At 69.9% G+C, this 19,671-nt stretch carries 17 protein-coding genes and 1 pseudogene; 9 read left to right on the plus strand and 9 right to left on the minus strand.

The annotated features are described in order from the left end of the window. The first annotated feature begins 4 nt into the window (after positions 1-4). The 6 genes from murJ to trxA all read left to right on the plus strand — a co-directional run bounded on the left by murJ (position 5) and on the right by trxA (position 7,238). Positions 5-2,233, plus strand: coding sequence for a murein biosynthesis integral membrane protein MurJ (murJ, locus tag IF61_RS0114740; RefSeq protein ID WP_030366831.1), 2,229 nt, complete (start codon positions 5-7; stop codon positions 2,231-2,233). Positions 2,234-2,342: 109 nt separating this feature from the next. Beyond that, positions 2,343-4,067: a protein kinase family protein gene (locus IF61_RS0114745; RefSeq protein WP_030366832.1), complete on the plus strand. Its 1,725-nt coding sequence runs from the start codon at positions 2,343-2,345 to the stop codon at positions 4,065-4,067. 46 nt (positions 4,068-4,113) lie between these two features. Continuing rightward, the gene (gene sigM, locus IF61_RS0114750) at positions 4,114-4,791 is read left to right on the plus strand and encodes an RNA polymerase sigma factor SigM (protein WP_030366833.1); all 678 of its coding nucleotides are present in this window, start codon (positions 4,114-4,116) and stop codon (positions 4,789-4,791) included. Between the two features lie 5 nt (positions 4,792-4,796). After that, complete coding sequence (locus IF61_RS0114755) at positions 4,797-5,777, plus strand: anti-sigma factor (RefSeq protein ID WP_342667999.1); 981 nt, start codon at positions 4,797-4,799, stop codon at positions 5,775-5,777. A 113-nt stretch (positions 5,778-5,890) separates the two neighbouring features. After that, on the plus strand, positions 5,891-6,859 hold the full coding sequence (gene trxB, locus IF61_RS0114760; RefSeq protein ID WP_030366835.1) for a thioredoxin-disulfide reductase: 969 nt from the start codon (positions 5,891-5,893) through the stop codon (positions 6,857-6,859). A gap of 49 nt (positions 6,860-6,908) precedes the next feature. Then, a complete protein-coding gene (trxA, locus tag IF61_RS0114765) occupies positions 6,909-7,238 on the plus strand; it encodes a thioredoxin (protein WP_030366836.1) in 330 nt (109 codons plus the stop codon). Between the two features lie 84 nt (positions 7,239-7,322). Here the strand turns inward: trxA and IF61_RS0114770 are convergent, their stop codons facing one another. The 9 genes and pseudogenes from IF61_RS0114770 to rpmH form a co-directional block, all read right to left on the minus strand. Further along, positions 7,323-7,940: a GNAT family N-acetyltransferase gene (locus IF61_RS0114770; RefSeq protein ID WP_030366837.1), complete on the minus strand. Its 618-nt coding sequence runs from the start codon at positions 7,938-7,940 to the stop codon at positions 7,323-7,325. A gap of 309 nt (positions 7,941-8,249) precedes the next feature. Beyond that, positions 8,250-9,323 carry a ParB/RepB/Spo0J family partition protein gene (locus tag IF61_RS0114775; protein WP_078660214.1) on the minus strand — a complete coding sequence of 358 codons (1,074 nt, stop codon included), beginning with the start codon at positions 9,321-9,323 and terminating at the stop codon, positions 8,250-8,252. Next, on the minus strand, positions 9,320-10,378 hold the full coding sequence (locus tag IF61_RS0114780) for a ParA family protein (protein ID WP_078660215.1): 1,059 nt from the start codon (positions 10,376-10,378) through the stop codon (positions 9,320-9,322). The genes IF61_RS0114775 and IF61_RS0114780 overlap by 4 nt, the downstream gene beginning before the upstream one ends. 290 nt (positions 10,379-10,668) lie before the next feature. Further along, positions 10,669-11,379, minus strand: a complete 711-nt coding sequence (gene rsmG / locus IF61_RS0114785; RefSeq protein ID WP_030366840.1) for a 16S rRNA (guanine(527)-N(7))-methyltransferase RsmG — start codon at positions 11,377-11,379, stop codon at positions 10,669-10,671. Between the two features lie 186 nt (positions 11,380-11,565). Continuing rightward, positions 11,566-12,087 carry a Jag family protein gene (locus IF61_RS0114790; RefSeq protein ID WP_030366841.1) on the minus strand — a complete coding sequence of 174 codons (522 nt, stop codon included), beginning with the start codon at positions 12,085-12,087 and terminating at the stop codon, positions 11,566-11,568. Positions 12,088-12,101: 14 nt separating this feature from the next. After that, positions 12,102-13,214 carry a membrane protein insertase YidC gene (gene yidC / locus IF61_RS0114795; RefSeq protein ID WP_030366842.1) on the minus strand — a complete coding sequence of 371 codons (1,113 nt, stop codon included), beginning with the start codon at positions 13,212-13,214 and terminating at the stop codon, positions 12,102-12,104. A 3-nt stretch (positions 13,215-13,217) separates the two neighbouring features. After that, positions 13,218-13,535, minus strand: a complete 318-nt coding sequence (gene yidD / locus IF61_RS0114800) for a membrane protein insertion efficiency factor YidD (protein WP_030366843.1) — start codon at positions 13,533-13,535, stop codon at positions 13,218-13,220. Between the two features lie 62 nt (positions 13,536-13,597). Beyond that, a pseudogene (gene rnpA / locus IF61_RS0114805) lies at positions 13,598-13,966 on the minus strand (ribonuclease P protein component); the annotation flags it as partial. 28 nt (positions 13,967-13,994) lie between these two features. Further along, complete coding sequence (rpmH, locus tag IF61_RS0114810; protein ID WP_003949374.1) at positions 13,995-14,132, minus strand: 50S ribosomal protein L34; 138 nt, start codon at positions 14,130-14,132, stop codon at positions 13,995-13,997. Positions 14,133-14,554: 422 nt separating this feature from the next. On the opposite strand from rpmH, the gene dnaA reads away from it, so the two are divergent. The 3 genes from dnaA to gnd all read left to right on the plus strand — a co-directional run bounded on the left by dnaA (position 14,555) and on the right by gnd (position 19,671). Continuing rightward, a complete protein-coding gene (gene dnaA, locus IF61_RS0114815; RefSeq protein WP_078660216.1) occupies positions 14,555-16,483 on the plus strand; it encodes a chromosomal replication initiator protein DnaA in 1,929 nt (642 codons plus the stop codon). A gap of 923 nt (positions 16,484-17,406) precedes the next feature. Continuing rightward, entirely contained in the window at positions 17,407-18,537 is a 1,131-nt protein-coding gene (gene dnaN, locus IF61_RS0114820; protein WP_030366846.1) for a DNA polymerase III subunit beta, read from the plus strand. A 258-nt stretch (positions 18,538-18,795) separates the two neighbouring features. Further along, entirely contained in the window at positions 18,796-19,671 is an 876-nt protein-coding gene (gene gnd / locus IF61_RS0114825; RefSeq protein ID WP_030366847.1) for a phosphogluconate dehydrogenase (NAD(+)-dependent, decarboxylating), read from the plus strand.

Raw genomic sequence — 19,671 nt, forward strand, 5'->3', positions numbered from 1 at the left:
AGCGATGAACGCGCCGTACGACGGTGACCGCGGGCAGGGCGCGGGTGGTGAGCAGCGGGGCCAGTACCCGCCGCCCCCGCCCGCCCCCGGCACGCCCCGCCAGGGCCCGTACGCCCGGGACCCCTACCTGCGGGACGCCTACGCCTCCGAGCCCTACCCCGGCCACGACCCGGCCGCCCAGGACCCGGTGAGCGACGCGCTGTACGACCAGGCCGCGCCCCCGGCGCCGCCCGGCACGTACCGCAACACCTACCAGCCGCAGCAGGGCCCCGGCACCGGCTCCCACCCGTGGCCGCCGGCCACCGGGCGGCCCGAGGGCGCGAACGGCTTCCCGGCCTCCGGTGACGCCGACGCCACGCAGCCGTTCGCGGCCGTGGACGGCTTCGCCGACCGGCCGGGGGAGGGCGGTCCCCAGCGGGACGCGTTCGCCCACCTCTACCGCGACCAGCAGCAGCCCTACGAGCCGCCGCGGCCGCCGGGGCAGCAGATCCCGGCGCCCGGGCAGTACGGCTCCCCCGTGCCGCCGCCGAAGGTGCCGGCCGCCGAGCCCGCCGCGGAGCCGGAGCCCACGCCGGCCCCGCAGGCCAAGGGCGGCAAGGCCGCGAGCCTGCTGAAGTCGAGCGCGGTGATGGCCGCGGGCACGATGGTCTCCCGCATCCTGGGCTTCGGCCGCAACCTCGTGATGGCGGCGGCGATCGGCGTCAGCACGCTCAACGACGGCTACCAGGTCGCGAACACCCTGCCGACGATGATCTACATCCTCGTCGCCGGTGGCGCGCTCAACGCCGTCTTCATCCCGCAGCTGGTCCGCGCGATGAAGAACGACGAGGACGGCGGAGAGGCGTACGCCAACCGGCTGCTCACCCTCGTCGTCGTGCTGCTGGCGGGGGTCACCACCGTCTGTGTGCTGGGGGCCCCGCTCTTCATCCAGATGATGTCGCCGACCATCGCCGACGACCCCACCCAGATGGACGTGGCGGTCGCCTTCGCCCGTTACTGCGTGCCGACCATGTTCTTCATGGGCGTGCACGTCGTCATGGGACAGATCCTCAACGCCCGCGGGAAGTTCGGCGCGATGATGTGGACCCCGGTCCTCAACAACATCATCATCATCGCCACCTTCGGCTCCTTCATCTGGGCCTTCGGCCCCGCCTCCGGCACCCACATCACCGCGGCCACGATCACGCCCGAGGGCGTCCGCCTGCTCGGCATCGGCACACTGCTCGGCCTCGTCGTCCAGTCCCTGGCGATGCTTCCCTACCTGCGCGATGCCGGTTTCCGCATCAGGCCGCGCTTCGACTGGCGGGGGCAGGGCCTCGGCAAGGCCGCGGGCCTGGCGAAGTGGACGTTCTTCTTCGTCCTCGCTAACCAGGTCGGCCTGGTCGTCGTCACCCAGCTCGCCACCAAGGCGGGCGGGCTGGCGGCGAAGGCGGGTCACGACGGCACCGGTATCACCGCCTACAACTTCGCCCTGCAGCTCTGGCAGATGCCGCAGGCCATCATCACGGTCTCGGTGATGACCGCGGTGCTCCCCCGGATCTCCCGCGCCGCCCACGACGGCGACGCCTCCGCCGTCCGCGACGACCTCTCCCACGGTCTGCGCACCTCGGCCGTCGCCATCGTGCCGTGCGCCTTCGCCTTCCTGGCCCTGGGCGTCCCCATGTCGACCCTGATGTTCGGCAGCGGCTCCGGAACCTCCGCCGCCACCAACATCGGCTTCATCCTGATGGCCTTCGCCCTCGGTCTGATCCCGTACTCCGCGCAGTACGTGATCCTTCGCGGCTTCTACGCCTACGAGGACACGCGCACCCCCTTCTACAACACGGTGATCGTCGCGGCCGTCAACGCCGCCGCCTCCTTCGCCAGCTACCTCATCCTCCCCGCCCGCTGGGCCGTAGCCGGCATGGCCTTCTCCTACGGCCTCGGCTACGCCGTCGGCGTCGGTGTGGCATGGCGCAGGCTGCGTACCCGGCTCGGCGGCGACCTGGACGGCTCGCGCGTCATCCGGACGTACGCCCGCCTGGCCGGCGCGTGCGTGCCCGCAGCGCTCATCGGCGGGGCCGTGGCTTACGGGATCGGCGAGGTTCTCGGCAGGGGCGTGCTCGGTTCGCTCGCCTCTCTGATCGGTGGTGGTCTCATCCTGATCGCCGTCTTCTACGTCGCCGCGAAGCGGATGCGGATCGAGGAGCTGACGGCCATGGTCGGTATGGTCCGCGGGCGTCTCGGACGCTGACGGGAGCACAACCTTCGCCCGCCGCCGTGTGTCGTGCATAGCGCCGGACTGTGGGCACAATTGTCTTGGCCGTGGACAGCGTGCAACGGATGGGGAGGCAGGAACGACGGTGGCAGAACGGAGCACAGCTGCCGTCGACGTGGCAGGCAACAGCGGCGGTGAGCCGCTGACCGCCAAGGCGGGCAAGGCCACGGCCGACGGGGCGGAGGCCGCGATCAAGGCCGGCACCCAGAAGGACACCGGGCGCGCGGACGGCAAGAAGAAGGACGCCGAGAAGCCCGCGCGCGAGGACCGGACCCCGGAGCTGCACAGCGGCCACAAGCTCGCCAGAAGGTACCGCCTGGAGGAGTGCGTCACCCGTCTGGAGGGATTCAGCAGCTGGCGTGCCGTGGACGAGAAGCTCCGCCGCGCCGTGGGCGTCCACCTGCTGCCCGCCGACCACCCCCGCGCCCGCCCCGTCCTCGCCGCCGCCCGCTCCGCCGCCCTCCTCGGCGACCCGCGCTTCGTCCAGGTCCTCGACGCCGTCGAGGAGAACGACCTGGTCTACGTCGTCCACGAGTGGCTTCCCGACGCCACCGAGCTCACCAACGTCTTCGCCTCCGGCCCCATGGAGCCGCACGACGCCTACCAGCTCGTGAACCAGGTGTCCCAGGCCATGGCGGCCGCCCACCGCGAGGGCCTCGCGCACCTGCGCCTCCACCCCGGCTCCGTGCTGCGCACGGGCACCGGGCAGTACCGCATCCGCGGCCTCGCCGTCATGGCCGCCCTCCGGGGCATCACGTCCGACCGCCCCCAGCAGACCGACACCGAGGCCATCGGCGCGCTCCTCTACGCCGCGCTCACCCAGCGCTGGCCGTACGAGGACAGCGCCCACGGCCTGCCCGGCCTGCCCAAGGGGGTCGGCCTGATCGCCCCCGACCAGGTCCGCGCCGGCGTCCACCGCGGCCTGTCCGAGCTCGCCATGCGCGCGCTCGTCAACGACGGCTCCACCGCGTCACGGCAGGAGAAGCCGTGCACGACGCCGGAGGAGCTGTCCAAGGCCGTCGCAGCCATGCCGCGCATCCGGCCCCCGGAGCCGTCCTTCACCCCGCCGCCGGGGGGCTACCCGCGCCCGCACGCCTACGGTCAGCAGTCGCCGCACGGTGGCGGCGCCACGGGCCCCATGCCGGTGCCCCCGCCGCCTCCGCTGCAGGGCCGCACGGGCCGGGCGCTCAAGTGGAGCGTCGCCGCCTTGCTGATCGCCGCCCTGGGCCTGGCCAGCTGGCAGCTCGCGGACACCCTCCTCAAGGACGGGCAGGAGGACCGCCCGCAGATCTCCGACTCGACGAGCAACGACGACCGGAAGCCGACCGGCGACCCGGTGAAGATCGTCGACGCTCAGGAGTACGCCCCGGACGGAGCTCCGCAGGGCGCGGACCGGGTGAAGAACACCTACACGCAGAACGGCAGCCCCAAGGAAGTCTGGCGCTCGCGCACCTACAACGAAGGCCCCTCCCTGAAGAGCTACAAGGGCGGCGTCGGCATCATCTACGACCTCGGCACCAAGCAGCAGATCAGCGCCGCGGACATCAAGCTGCTCTACGGCGGCGACCACACCGAGGTCACGCTCTACGCGGCGAAGTCCCTTTCCGGCTCCGAGTCGCTGAAGTCGATGAAGAAGCTCAAGACCAAGCAGACGTCGACCGATTCGGTAAACCTCTCGCTGGAGAAGCTGCCCGAGACCCGTTACGTCCTCCTGTGGATCACCGCGGCGCCTTACTCTGGCGCTGACAGTGACACCTACGCCGGCGCCGGCTACAAGCAGGGCATCACCAACGTGAAGTTCACCGGCTGACGCGCAGGACGGACCTCAGGGGGAGGGCTCGACGGTGGACGACGTCATGCGTGACGGCCTGAGCGACGCCGATCTCCTCGCCCGGCACGTCGCCGGTGACCCCGACGCCTTCGGCGAGATCGTGCGCCGGCACCGTGACCGCCTCTGGGCCGTCGCCCTGCGCACCCTCGGCGACCGGGAAGAGGCCGCGGACGCCGTGCAGGACGCGCTCGTCTCCGCCTACCGCGCCGCCCACACCTTCCGCGGGCAGTCCGCCGTCACCACCTGGCTGCACCGCATCACCGTCAACGCCTGCCTGGACCGCGCCCGCAAGGCCGCCTCACGGCGTACGGCGCCCCTCGCCGAGACCGAACGGCTCGAGCAGCTCGTCGAGCCCCACGAGTCGGCTGCCGCACCGGCGGAGCGCGGGGACCTGCACCGGGAACTGCTGCAGGCGCTGTCCACCCTGCCTCCCGATCAGCGTGCGGCCCTCGTTCTGGTCGACATGCAGGGGTATCCCGTGGCCGAGGCGGCAGAGGTGCTCGACGTTCCCGTGGGCACGGTGAAGAGCCGTTGCGCACGGGGAAGGGCCCGACTGCTGCCGATCCTCACCCATCTGCGTCCCGGTGGCGGGGGTAGCCCACCGCCCGACGGGGGAAGGAACCGGACGCAAGGGGCGTCCGTCCCACCACCGGCAGGACAGAGCGACGCAGATCCAGTGAAGGGTGGAGGTGGGCGAGCGTGACTTCGATGACCGGCACGGATGGGCACCCGGAGGTCGCGGAGATCTCCGCGCTCACCGAGGGCGTGCTCTCGCCGGCGCGTACCGCGGATGTCCGGGAGCACCTGGCGGTCTGCGAGCTCTGCGAGGACGTCCGCAGCTCTCTGGACGAGATCCGCGGCGCGCTCGGCACGCTCCCCGGTCCGCCGCGGATGCCGGCGGACATCGCCGGCCGAATTGACGCCGCTCTCGCCGCAGAGGCACTCCTGGACTCGACCACGCCGCCATCGGGTGTCCGTGTGCCTGTCTCGGTTTCACGTGAAACCGAGGCGCGTGAAACCGAGCCCCCGGCTCGCAACGCCGTTTCACGTGAAACGCACGACGCCGTTTCACGTGAGACAGGGACCGCCCCCCGGAAGACCGCAGCACGCGAAACCGGTCGGCCTCGCCCCGCCACCGGCCCCGGCCGGCAGACGCCGGCGCCCCACGCACCCGGAAACAAGCGCGCCCGGCGGCGCTGGCCCGCGGTGCTGCTCGGAAGCGCCTGCGTCGCCGCCGCGATCGGCGTGGGCGGGATCTTCCTGCAGTCCGGCGGCACGGACAGCCCCACACAGACGCCCGCCAAGAGCCGCGAGAGCCATGCGACAGCGCCCGCCCTCGCCTCCGGCGATCTCACGGCACGAGTGCAGGAGCTTCTGAAGCCGTCGCCCTTCAGCGCCAACGAGTCCCGGGGGAAGACGGCCGAGAGCCCGGAGACCCCGCCCGGTACGACGCTCAGCGCTCCGAACGGCACTGCCCCGCTCTGTGTGCGGCAGGGCATCGGACGCTCGGAGCCGGCCCTGGTCTCCGAACCGGAGACCTATCAGGATGAGGACGCCTATCTCGTCGTGCTGCCGCACTCCGGAGACAGCACGCTCGTCGACGCCTATGTGGTCTCCGCCACCTGCGTCGACGCCGGAGGCACCACGCCGGGCAAGGTACTGCTGAACGAGACGCTGCCACGCGCCTGAGTCCTACCGGCCGCAGCAGGCGCCCATGGGAATGCCTGCCCCGTAGGATCCGTTGGGTGGGGTGAAACCCCTCAAGGACCCGAGACAGCAGTCGGCAGACAAGGAAGACTCCCGTGAGCGACGTCCGCAACGTGATCATCATCGGCTCCGGGCCCGCGGGCTACACGGCCGCGCTCTACACCGCCCGCGCCTCGCTGAAGCCGCTGGTCTTCGAGGGCGCCGTGACCGCCGGTGGTGCCCTGATGAACACCACCGATGTCGAGAACTTCCCCGGCTTCCGTGACGGGATCATGGGCCCGGACCTGATGGACAACATGCGGGCGCAGGCCGAGCGCTTCGGCGCCGAGCTGATCCCGGACGACATCGTCGCGGTCGACCTGAGCGAGGAGATCAAGACCGTCACGGACTCCGCCGGCACCGTCCACCGCGCCAAGGCCGTGATCGTCACGACCGGCTCGCAGCACCGCAAGCTCGGTCTGCCCCGTGAGGACGAGCTGTCGGGCCGGGGCGTCTCCTGGTGCGCCACCTGCGACGGCTTCTTCTTCAAGGACCAGGACATCGCCGTCATCGGCGGCGGCGACACCGCGATGGAGGAGGCCACCTTCCTCTCGCGCTTCGCCAAGTCCGTCACCGTCGTCCACCGCCGTGACACCCTGCGCGCCAGCAAGGCCATGCAGGAGCGCGCCTTCGCCGACCCGAAGATCTCCTTCGTGTGGGACAGCGAGGTCGCCGAGATCCACGGCGAGAACAAGCTCTCGGGCCTGACCCTGCGCAACCTCAAGACCGGCGAGACCTCCGAGCTGCCGGTGACCGGTCTGTTCATCGCGATCGGCCACGACCCGCGCACCGAGCTCTTCAAGGGCCAGCTGGAACTGGACGACGAGGGCTACCTCAAGGTGGAGGCCCCCTCGACCCGCACCAACCTGACCGGTGTGTTCGCCGCCGGCGACGTCGTGGACCACACCTACCGCCAGGCGATCACCGCCGCCGGTACGGGCTGCTCCGCGGCGCTGGACGCCGAGCGCTTCCTCGCCTCCCTCTCGGACAGCGAGCACGTCCGCGAGCCCGAGAAGACCGCCTGACCTGCCCCACCCCCCAACCCTCCCCACGTAAGAATTGAAGGAGACCTCCGTGGCTCTCAAGGCTGTGACCGACAAGACCTTCGACGAGGACGTCCTCAAGAGCGACAAGCCCGTTCTGGTGGACTTCTGGGCCGACTGGTGCGGCCCGTGCCGTCAGATCGCCCCCTCCCTGGAGGCCATCGCGGCCGAGCACGGCGACAAGATCGAGATCGTCAAGCTCAACATCGACCAGAACCCCGCCACCGCCGCGAAGTACGGCGTGATGTCGATCCCGACCCTCAACGTCTACCAGGGCGGCGAGGTCGTCCAGACGATCGTCGGCGCCAAGCCGAAGGCGGCCCTGGAGCGCGAGCTCGACAGCTTCCTCAGCGCGAAGTGAGGCAACCGAGCGCACTGCTCGGTTTCACGTGAAACGGGTCCGTCCCTTGAAGGGACGGACCCGTTCGCGTTCGCAGCAGCCCACTCACAGCGGCCGCAGCGCCGGCTCCTTCTGCACCGCGCCCAGCAGCCGGTCCAGCGCCAGCTCGACGTCTTCCTTCCAGGAGAGCGCCGTCCTGAGCTCCAGCCGCAGCCGCGGATAGCGAGGGTGCGGCCGCACGGTCTTGAAGCCGACGGCCAGCAGGTGGTCGGCCGGCAGCACACAGGCCGGCTCCTTCCAGCGCGCGTCGGCGAAGGCCTCGATGGCCTTGAACCCCCGCCGCAGGACGTCCTTGGCGACGGTCTGCACCATGACCCGGCCGAGGCCCTGCCCCTGGAAGCCGGGGGTCAGCCATGCCGTCATCAGCTGGACCGCGTCCGCGGCGACCGGGCTGGTGGAGAAGGCAGCCGAACGGGGGACATAGGCGGGCGGTGCGTAGAGCACAAAGCCCACCGGGACCTCGTCGACGTACACCACGCGACCGCACGATCCCCATTCCAGGAGGACGCCGGAGATCCAGGCCTCCTTCTCCAGCTCGGGCCGGCCCGCCTTCAGCGCGGCCTCACCGCTTACAGGGTCGAGTTCCCAGAAGACGCAGGAGCGACAGCGCTGGGGGAGGTCCGGGAGATTGTCCAGCGTGAGCGGTACGAGCCGACGCCCCATGGAGCCAATTCCTCACTTCCGTCGCGTGCCATACCCCGGGCGGCGCTCAGCGCGCTCCGCTCCCGTAGGAGGCTGCCGACGAATCCGCCGACTGCTCCCAGGCCGAAGCCTGTTGCCACCAGTCCGGTCCGGCCCACCCATCGCATGGCCCCGCCCCTCCGCGAACTGTGTCAACGTGGTTGCGCCATACCCCAACGCATCGTATCCGGGCAGGGGTTGAGCGAACAGCGCGACAAGGCAAAGGGCGGGTGGTGTTTCACGTGAAACACCACCCGCCCTTTGCCTTCGGACTCAGTCCTCCGTCGTTCGTCAGTCCTCGTCGTCGGCGGAGAGCTTCTGCTCCATGACCCGGCCCTCGCCCGGGGCGAGCGTGCCCAGGATGCGCTCCAGGTCCTCCATCGAGGCGAACTCGACGACGATCTTGCCCTTCTTCTGACCCAGGTCCACCTTCACCCGGGTCTCGAAGCGGTCCGACAGCCGGGTGGCCAGGTCGGTGAGCGCCGGGGAGACCCGGGCGCCCGCGCGGGGCCCCTTGGGCTTGGCCGAGCCCTTCGTCTCCCGCTTCAGCAGGGTCACGATCTCTTCCACGGAACGCACCGAGAGCCCCTCGGCCACAATGCGCCCGGCGAGCCGGATCTGCTCTTCAGGGTCCTCGACCGAAATCAGGGCCCGAGCATGTCCGGCCATCAGCACGCCGGCCGCAACCTTCTTCTGCACCTCGGGAGAGAGCTTGAGCAGCCGCAGCGTGTTGGACACCAGAGAACGCGACCGTCCGATGCGGTCCGCCAGCTCCTCATGGGTGCAGTTGAAGTCCTTGAGCAGCTGGTCGTACGCAGCGGCCTCTTCAAGGGGGTTCAGCTGTGCCCTGTGCAGGTTCTCCAGGAGTGCGTCCAGGAGAAGCTTGTCGTCCTCGGTCGCGCGAATGATGGCCGGGATGCTCTCCATGCCGACTTCCCGGCAGGCCCGCCAGCGACGCTCACCCATGATGAGCTCATAGCGCTCAGGACCCACCCGCCGGACGACCACCGGCTGCAGCAGCCCCACCTCACGGATGGAGTGGACCAGCTCATCGTGAGCATCCAGGCCGAAGTCCACCCGCGGCTGCCGCGGATTCGGTGTGATCGCATCCAGCGGCAGCTCAGCGAAGTACGCCCCGGCTCCCCGGATCCCCTCCGCCTCCGTTTCACGTGAAACGGCGACGTCCTTCACCGGCAGCGGGGTCACCTTGGCCGCCGCCACTCCTCGCTCCGGCGCGAGAACCGGCACCGCGGCGGGGGACGTCGCGCCCGGCCCCACGGCCGCACCGGCGCTCTCCGATGCCTTCGGCGCCGCTGGAATCAGGGCACCGAGCCCACGGCCCAGTCCTCTACGTCGATCGCTCACTGCAGCCCCTCCGACATGCTGTGCTGGTCTTGCTGTTGTTGACGGCCCACCAGGTGAGCCCTACTGCCGTCGTAACGTACGCCGACCCCCCGCAGCGCGATCTCCCGGGCTGCCTCCAGATAGGAGAGCGCTCCACTGGAACCCGGGTCGTACGTCAGCACCGTCTGCCCGTAGCTGGGCGCCTCGGAGATGCGGACGGACCGGGGAATGCTGGTCCGCAGCACCTCATGGCCGAAGTGGGTGCGCACCTCATCGGCCACCTGGGAGGCCAGCCGGGTCCGCCCGTCGTACATCGTCAGGAGGATCGTCGAGACGTGGAGCTTGGGGTTGAGGTGCCCTCGCACCAGCTCGACATTGCGCAGCAGCTGGCCGAGGCCCTCCAGGGCGTAGTACTCGCACTGGATGGGGATCAGCACCTCGGCGCCCGCGACCAGGGCGTTGACCGTCAGCAGGCCGAGCGAGGGCGGGCAGTCGATGAGGATGTAGTCCAGCGGCTGCTCATAGGCCTTGATCGCGCGGTCGAGCCGGCTCTCACGGGCGACGAGGGAGACCAGCTCGATCTCGGCACCCGCCAGGTCGATCGTGGCGGGCGCACAGAAGAGGCCCTCCACGTCGACGACCGGCTGCACCACGTCGGCGAGCTTCTTGCTGTCCACGAGGACGTCGTAGATCGACGGGACATCGGCGTGGTGGTCGATGCCCAGTGCCGTGGAGGCATTGCCCTGGGGGTCGAGGTCGATGACCAGGACACGGTTGCCGTGCAGGGCCAGGGAAGCCGCCAGGTTCACGGTCGTGGTGGTCTTGCCCACGCCGCCCTTCTGGTTGGCGACCACCATGACCCGGGTCTGCTCCGGCCGGGGCATCGGCCGCGGTGTTTCACGTGAAACCGAGCCGACGAGCTCATTCACGGGCAGCACCCCGGGATCAGCCGACGGTTCGGAGTCGGCGGGGCGGGGACCGGGGACCGGGTCGGCCATCGGCCCCGCGATATTAGCGTCGGACCGCAAGGATTCACTCTCCTCGACATCAGGCTCGCAATGGACAGAGCCTGCCATGCTTTCGGGGTTGTGAACCAGCGAGGCCCGTTCTCCTGTGGATGAATCCAGCATTCCTGTGGATACACCAGCGTCGCCGACCGCATCGGCGTGCTCGGCCGTCCGCCGGCCGCGCGGCACGGCCGCGCGGCCCCGGTCGATGATTCCCTGCAGCAAGGAGCGTCGTTTCACGTGAAACACGATGCAGCGGACGCTCTGCACCGCAGCGACGACACTCCGTTATGGATAGGTTTGGCAGGTTGTATGGAGCATTGCCCTGCTCCACCGGAGTGACCCCAGGACGAGTGATCTCAGCGCCGGCGGCGTGAGCGTCCCGCAGCCTTGGCCCGCTTGGCGGCGAAGCGCACACCACCCGGGCTCTCCCCCACCTCGACCCGGACCAGCGTGGACGGCGGGTCCACGATGCCCTGGCCGACCTGCAGGATCGAGGTCCGGACCACGCCGAGCTTGCTGAGTGCCGCACGCGCGCCCTTCAGCTCCTCCTCCGCGGTGTCGCCCTTGAGGGCGAGCATCTCGCCGTACGGTCGCAGCAGGGGCACGCCCCAACCCGCGAGCCGGTCCAGCGGAGCCACGGCCCGCGCGGTGACGACGTGCACCGGCTGCACCTTGCCGAGCATCTCCTCGGCGCGGCCACGGACGACCGTGACGTGGTCCAGGCCCAGCAGCTCGACGACCTCCTGCAGGAACGTCGTACGGCGCAGCAGGGGCTCCAGGAGGGTGATCTGGAGGTCTGGCCGGACCAGGGCCAGCGGGATTCCGGGCAGGCCGGCTCCGGAGCCCACGTCGCACACGGAGACGCCGTCCGGGACGGCCTCGGCGAGCACCGCGCAGTTCAGCAGGTGGCGTTCCCACAGCCGCGGAACCTCACGGGGACCGATGAGACCACGCCGTACGCCCGCGTCCGCGAGCACCTCGGCGTACCGAACGGCCTCCGGCAGGCGGTCACCGAATACCTCCCGTGCCTCCGGGGGCGCCGGGGGGAGCTCCGCTGCCTCATCCACGGGAAACCGTCCTTCCGTACGACGTCTCTCTGAGCATCACTGGGATTCAGAGTCTGAATATCAGGCTGACAAGGATCGGCCCCGCCTGCGAGCAGACGGGGCCGGACACACCTAGAAGTGGGATCGGGAGAGCCGGGGGGAACCGAGCGGGCAATCCGCTCGGTCCGGTCGGGCCGGGAGGACGGCTCAGGCGGGGAGGACGACGACGAAGCGCTGCGGCTCCTCGCCCTCGGACTCGCTGCGCAGACCGGCGGCGGCCACGGCGTCGTGGACGACCTTGCGCTCGAAGGGCGTCATCGGGTCCAGCTTGACCGCGCTGCCGGTGCTGCGGGCCTCGGCGGCCGCCTGGGCGCCGACCTTCGCCAGCTCCTCGCGCTTGCGGGCGCGGAAGCCGGCGATGTCCAGCATGAGGCGGCTGCGGTCGCCGGTCTCCCGGTTCACGGCCAGCCGGGTGAGCTCCTGGAGCGCCTCCAGCACCTCGCCGTCGCGGCCGACGAGCTTCTGCAGGTCACGGCTGGTCGAGTCGCTGATGATCGACACCGCGGCGCGGTCGGCCTCGACGTCCATGTCGATGTCGCCGTCGAGGTCGGCGATGTCGAGCAGACCCTCGAGGTAGTCGGCCGCGATCTCGCCCTCCTGCTCCAGGCGGGACAGGGTGTCGGTGCCCTCAGCGGCGACACCGCTGGTCTGGCGCTGCGTGTCCGTCACAGTGGACTCCTTCATCACTTCTTGGAGGGGTGCTTGGGCCGCTGCGGGCCGCTCTTGCGCTGCCCGGGCTTACCGCCCGCCTTGGCGTCCTTGGTGTCGCCTGCGGCCTTGGCGTCCGTCCCGGTCTCGCCCTGCTTCTTCTCCAGCGACGGCTTCTCCTCGGCCGCGGTGGAGGCGGTGGCGGCCGGCGTCGTGCCCGCGACCTGGCGCTTGGCCTTGGTCTGGCGCTTGGGCTGCTGACGCTTGGCGCGGGCGGCCTCGACGGCCTTGCGCGCCTCGACCTCGGCCGGGTCCTCCTTGAGCTTGCCCGCGGCCCGCAGGCGCTCCTGGCGCTGGTTGAAGGCGAGGCTGCCCGGGGTGGGGTTGCGGCGGATGACGAACATCTGCTGGCCCATGGTCCACACGTTGGTGGTCAGCCAGTACAGGAGCACACCCACGGGGACGTTGATGCCGATGACGGCGAAGATGACGGGGAAGACGTACATCATCATCTTCTGCTGCTGCATGAAGGGCGTCTTGACCGAGAGGTCGACGTTCTTCGTCATCAGCTGGCGCTGCGTGTAGAACTGCGACAGCGACATCAGGACGATCATGATGATCGTGACGACGCGGACGTCGGTCACCGTGGCGCCGAGGCTCTCCACCTTGGAGGCGGAGTCGAGGAACTTCACCGACAGCGGGGCGCCGAAGATGTGCGCCTGACGGGCGCTGGCCAGCAGCTCCTCGTTGATGAAGCCGACCGTCTTGCCCTGGGCGATGTGGTTCAGGACCTGGTACAGCGAGATGAAGAAGGGCGACTGGGCCAGGATCGGGAGACAGCTCGAGAGAGGGTTGGTGCCCGTCTCCTTGTAGAGCTTCATCATCTCTTCGGACTGGCGCTGCTTGTCGCTCTTGTAGCGCTCCTGGATCGCCTTCATCTTCGGCTGGAGCGCCTGCATGTTCCGCGTCGCCTTGATCTGCTTCACGAAGAGCGGGATCAGGCAGATGCGGATCAGGACCACGAGGGAGACGATGGACAGCCCCCACGCCCAGCCGCTGTTCTTGTCGAAGACAAGGCTGTACAGCGAGTGAAACTGGACGATGATCCAGGAAACTGCGTAATAGAGGGGACCGAGGATCGTGTCCACGAATCAGGCTCCTTGGGCGTTGGGCTGAGTCTCGGGCTGTGCGGCGGGCCCCGCGGCGGGGTGCCCGCCCAGTCGGCTCCTCAGCCGCTGGTGCCAGACCGGACGCTTCCGGGGAGGAACGTGGTCGACGCCACCGAGCGACCACGGATTGCAGCGCAGGATGCGCCAGGCCGTCAGCGCCGTTCCTTTGACCGCACCGTGCACGTCAATGGCCGTGTAGCCGTAGTGCGAGCACGACGGGTAGTACTTGCAGACCGGGCCCAGGAGCGGGCTGATGGTCCACTGGTAGAGCTTGATCAACCACAGCAGCGGATACTTCACCGTGCGCTCCCTCCCTGGCTCGGGCCAAGGTCCCGGGGGGTCTCCCTGGGGGGATCGGAACGGCGCGGCGCCCCTCCCAACAGCCGCTGCAGTGCGGTGTCAAGATCGCGAGCCAGCTCGTCGTGGTCCGCCTCGCCCGAGCCGGGCAGGGCCCGTACCACCACCAGGCTACCGGCGGGCAGCTGATCGAGCCGGTCACGCATCAGGTGGCGAAGCCTGCGCTTCACCAGATTGCGGACTACGGCGACGCCGACGGCCTTGCTGACGACGAAACCCGCACGCACCGGGGGAACACTCTCCCCAGGTGTGTGCGGGTCCGTTGTACCGCTACGGAGATGGACGACGAGGAGCGGGCGGCCCGCCCGGCGTCCTCGGCGTACCGCGGTCGCAAAGTCCTCGCGCCGCCTCAGACGATTGTCGTTAGGCAGCACGGCATGGACCTATTGGTCGTCAGGCTGCTCAGGCCGACAGGCGGGCGCGACCCTTGCCACGGCGGGACGCGAGAATCGCGCGGCCGGCACGGGTGCGCATGCGCAGGCGGAAGCCGTGGGTCTTCGCGCGACGGCGGTTGTTCGGCTGGAAGGTGCGCTTGCTCACTCGGGGGCTCCAGAAATGAATCGGTGGTGGCGGGACATCGCCTGGCTGTCACCGTGCGCCCACGAGAAGCTCGCAACGCCCGAGTGCACCGCTTCTTGACCGCGCACAGAATTCGACGCGATCTTTGCCCATCGGAGGCAGGCGGCAGCAGCCATCGACAACTCGACCTGGTCACGGTACGCGCGGCTACGCCATTCGGTCAAACCGGCAGCGCACCAGGGATACACCGTAGCCCGCCGCGGGCCGGTGGGACGACACGGCTCGCCCCATGGCACATTTGTACACACCCTGTGGACAACGACTTGAACCGCGCACCGCGGGCGGCCTACCGTGGCTGAACTCCGAATCCTTCCCGCCCGTCCCGAGAACCACACATTCGTGGGACTCACGGGGCGCCCCCAGTGACTGAGAGAGCGTGCCCTGTGGCTGACCTGCCTGCCGATCTTGCCGCAGTGTGGCCGCGCGTGCTCGACCAGCTCCTGGGCGAGGGCCGGGACAAGCGCGGCCAGGGCGTCGAGACCAAGGACGAGCACTGGATCAAGCGGTGCCAGCCGCTGGCCCTCGTCGCCGACACCGCCCTGCTGGCCGTGCCCAACGAATTCGCCAAGGGCGTACTCGAGGGCCGGCTCGCGCCGCTGGTCAGCGACGCGCTCAGCCGCGAGTGCGGCCGCCCGATCCGGATCGCGATCACCGTCGACGACTCCGCGGGCGAGCCTCCGGCCGAGCGCCCCCAGGCCCCGCAGCAGTCCCGCTACGAGGAGCCCACGGGCCGGGGCGGCGGCCAGGGCCGCGACGCCTACGAGTCCCGGGACGGCTACGAGAGCTTCGACAACGGCGCCTACGAGGGCCGCGAGAGCTACGGCCGCCAGGCCCCGTCCGACGACCTGCCGTCCGTGCGCCCCGCCTACCCGGACTACCAGCAGCAGCGCCCCGAGCCCGGTGCGTGGCCGCGCCACTCGGCCCCCTCGGGCCCCCCGGTGGCGTCCCCCGGTGACAGGGGCGACAGGAGTGACTACAGCTGGCAGCAGCAGCACCTCGGCGGCTTCGCTGAGAGCGAACGCGATCCGTACGCCTCGCAGCAGCGCTCCGGCGGCTACGAACCGCAGGGTTCCGACTACCGGACGCAGCCGTCCGAGCGCATGCCGTACGAGCAGCAGCGCCACGACATGCCGGGCCGCGACATGGCCGGCCGGGACATCCCGGGCCGGGGGCCGGAGAGCGGCCCGCGCGGCGGCGACCGGTCCGAGCGGCCCCCGTCCGGCGGCGCCCCCGGCCCGCTCGCGGCGAAGCCGTCCCCGGCCCCCGGCCCCGGCGAGCCGACCGCCCGCCTGAACCCGAAGTACCTCTTCGACACGTTCGTGATCGGCGCGTCCAACCGCTTCGCGCACGCCGCCGCGGTCGCGGTGGCCGAGGCGCCGGCGAAGGCGTACAACCCCCTCTTCATCTACGGCGAGTCGGGCCTGGGGAAGACCCACCTGCTGCACGCCATCGGGCACTACGCGCGCAGCCTCTACCCGGGCACGCGCGTGCGCTACGTGAGCTCCGAGGAGTTCACCAACGAGTTCATCAACTCCATCCGCGACGGCAAGGCGGACGCGTTCCGCAAGCGCTACCGCGACATGGACATCCTGCTGGTCGACGACATCCAGTTCCTCGCGAGCAAGGAGTCGACGCAGGAGGAGTTCTTCCACACCTTCAACACCCTCCACAACGCGAACAAGCAGATCGTGCTGTCCTCGGACCGGCCGCCCAAGCAGCTGGTGACGCTGGAGGACCGGCTGCGCAACCGCTTCGAGTGGGGCCTCATCACGGACGTCCAGCCGCCCGAGCTGGAGACCCGCATCGCGATCCTGCGCAAGAAGGCGGTCCAGGAGCAGCTGAACGCCCCGCCGGAGGTCCTGGAGTTCATCGCCTCCCGCATCTCGCGCAACATCCGCGAGCTGGAGGGCGCGCTGATCCGGGTGACGGCCTTCGCGAGCCTGAACCGGCAGCCCGTCGACCTGGGCCTGACCGAGATCGTCCTCAAGGACCTGATCCCGGGCGGCGAGGACGCCTCGCCGGAGATCACGGCGCCGGCCATCATGGCCGCCACCGCCGACTACTTCGGGCACACCGTCGAGGACCTGTGCGGAGCCTCGCGCAGCCGCGTGCTGGTGACGGCCCGGCAGATCGCCATGTACCTCTGCCGCGAGCTCACGGACCTGTCGCTGCCGAAGATCGGTGCGCAGTTCGGCGGGCGGGACCACACGACCGTCATGCACGCGGACCGGAAGATCCGTGCGCTGATGGCCGAGCGGCGCTCCATCTACAACCAGGTGACCGAGCTGACCAACCGCATCAAGAACGGCTGAGGACACCGCACAGGGCGTCCGAGGGCGCTCCGGGAGGCTTCCCGGAGCGCCCTTTTCGCGGTCCTAAGGCGGCCCTGAGACGGCCCTGAGTGCTCCTGAGGCGCTCCTGAGGGTGCCGCGGGGGCGGCTCGGGGGCGTTCCGGGGGCGTTCCGGGGAAGCCGGGCATCCACAGGCAGGGACAGCTCTGTTCGATTTCGTGCGCCGGACCCGGGGTTCTCCACAGATTCCCTGCCGACCGGCTGTCCACACCCTGTGGGCTGCGAAGTTGTCCATACGCCGTCCACAGCGCAGGCTGTTGATAGCCCATCAGGCGAGGTCACGGGCGTGTGGATTTGTGGCCGACGGTCTTCCACAGCCTGTGGACAGACTAATCACCCACAAGGCCCCCTCGGCGTTGTCCACCGGCCGCCCACAGGGGAGTGGATGTTGTACACAGTCTTTCCACACCCCTGTCCACTGTTCGGCAACGAAACGCCCGGCCTCACCGCACTGAGTGAAAGGCGTCACACCAAGGTGCCGGATTGGGCTGTGGGGAACCTGGGTAAAACTGGGGACAGCCCTGGGGAGAAGTGCGCCCCTCCTGTGCACCGGTTGTGCAGAACTTTCCGCGGTCCACAGCTCACCCTGCTTATCCACCGCCCCCGCCCACAGGCCCGGTGGACAAAAAAGTGGCGCTGACCTGGGCAAAGAGGGTTGTCCACCGTTTCCACAGGCCCTACTACTACGACCACAGAGATCAAGCTGGGAACTCGTTTCGAAGTGGGTCCTGTGCACAACTCGGCCGCGGGCCGCGCCACGCCCTCCGACCCGACTTGACCCCGAGTCGCACCAGCTGTCAGCGGCGTACGTCAGACTGGTCTCCGGCAAGCAGCCGACGAAGAAGCCAGCAGGGCGAGCCAGCAACAAGCAGGAGGCGGTTCCGGTGAAGATCCGGGTGGAGCGCGATGTACTCGCGGAGGCAGTGGCCTGGGCGGCCCGCAGCCTCCCGGCCCGTCCGCCGGTGCCCGTCCTCGCGGGCCTGCTGCTGAAGGCCGAGGACGGCTCCCTGAGCCTCTCCGGCTTCGACTACGAGGTCTCCGCCCGCGTCTCGGTCGACGCCGATGTGGAGGAGGACGGCACCGTCCTCGTCTCCGGCCGCCTCCTCGCCGACATCTGCCGCGCACTTCCCAACAGGCCTGTGGAAATCTCCACCGACGGTGTGCGCGTCACCGTGGTCTGCGGCTCTTCGCGATTCACACTCCACACCCTGCCTGTGGAGGAGTACCCGGCCCTGCCGCAGATGCCCACCGCCACGGGCACCGTCCCGGCCGAGGTCTTCGCCGCCGCTGCTGCCCAGGTCGCCATCGCCGCCGGCCGTGACGACACGCTGCCGGTGCTCACCGGTGTGCGCATCGAGATCGAGGGCGACACGGTCACCCTGGCCTCCACCGACCGCTACCGCTTCGCGGTCCGCGAGTTCATGTGGAAGCCCGAGACCCCGGACATCTCCGCGGTCGCCCTGGTCCCCGCCAAGACCCTGCTGGACACCGCCAAGTCCCTCAGCGGCGGCGACACGGTGGCGCTGGCCCTGTCCGGCTCCGGCGCGGGCGAGGGCCTGATCGGCTTCGAGGGCGCCGGCCGTCGCACGACCACGCGGCTGCTCGAGGGCGACCTGCCGAAGTACCGCACGCTCTTCCCCACCGAGTTCAACTCGGTCGCCGTCATCGAGACCGCGCCGTTTGTCGAGGCCGTCAAGCGCGTGGCGCTCGTCGCCGAGCGCAACACCCCGGTGCGGCTGAGCTTCGAGCAGGGAGTGCTGATCCTGGAGGCCGGCTCCAGCGACGATGCACAGGCTGTGGAGCGCGTCGACGCGCAGCTGGAGGGCGACGACATCTCGATCGCCTTCAACCCCGGCTTCCTGCTGGAGGGCCTGTCGGCGATCGACTCGCCGGTCGCCCAGCTGTCCTTCACGACGTCGACGAAGCCGGCGCTGCTGAGCGGCAAGCCGGCTGTGGACGCCGAGGCGGACGACGCGTACAAGTACCTGATCATGCCGGTTCGCCTGTCCGGCTGAGGATGACGGCGGAGGGCTCGCGGCCGGTCGTCTCGGCTGCGGGTCCTCTGTGGCCGGCTGAGCAGTCCTCCGCGCCCCTTCAGGGGCTCGCCCGGGCGGTCGCGCCCGCGCGGCGGAGCCGCAGACCGGCACCGCCCCGCGCCCCTTTCGGGGCCCGGCCCCGTCCTTTTGAGCGCCGTATCCCCACAGGTGTGCAGCGCCTCCCCGGCGTAGGCTCGGACCCAGGTACGAACCCACTCAAGGCATAGAGGATCACCCATGGAGCTCGGTCTCGTCGGTCTCGGCAAGATGGGCGGCAACATGCGCGAGCGCATCCGCCGCGCAGGTCACACCGTCATCGGATACGACCGCAACCCTGACCTCGCGGATGTCAGCAGCCTCAAGGAGCTGGTGGACTCCCTCCCGAGCCCGCGTGTCGTGTGGGTCATGGTCCCGGCCGGTGGCGCCACCCAGTCCACGATCGACGAGCTCGGCGAGCTGCTCTCCCCGGGCGACATCGTCGTCGACGGCGGCAACTCCCGCTGGACCGACGACGAGAAGCACGCCGAGGAGCTGGGTGCCAAGGGCATCGGCTTCGTGGACTGCGGCGTCTCCGGCGGTGTCTGGGGCCTGGAGAACGGCTACGCCCTGATGTACGGCGGCGACCCGGCGAACGTCGCGCGCGTCCAGCCGGTCTTCGACGCGCTGAAGCCCGAGGGCGACTTCGGTGCGGTGCACGCGGGCAAGGTCGGTGCCGGCCACTTCGCGAAGATGGTCCACAACGGCATCGAGTACGCCATGATGCAGGCCTACGCCGAGGGCTGGGAGCTGCTGGAGAAGGTCGACTCCGTCACCGACGTGCGCGAGGTCTTCCGCTCCTGGCAGGAGGGCACGGTCATCCGCTCCTGGCTGCTCGACCTGGCCGTCAACGCCCTCGACGAGGACGAGCACCTCGACAAGCTGCGCGGTTACGCCGCCGACTCGGGCGAGGGCCGCTGGACGGTCGAGGCCGCGATCGACAACGCCGTGCCGCTGCCCGCGATCACCGCGTCGCTCTTCGCGCGCTTCGCCTCCCGCCAGGACGACTCGCCGCAGATGAAGATGATCGCCGCCCTGCGCAACCAGTTCGGCGGCCACGCCGTCGAGAGCAAGTAA

It is taken from the genome of Streptomyces roseoverticillatus, from assembly GCF_000719265.1.
GTDB classification, from domain to species: Bacteria; Actinomycetota; Actinomycetes; order Streptomycetales; family Streptomycetaceae; genus Streptomyces; species Streptomyces roseoverticillatus.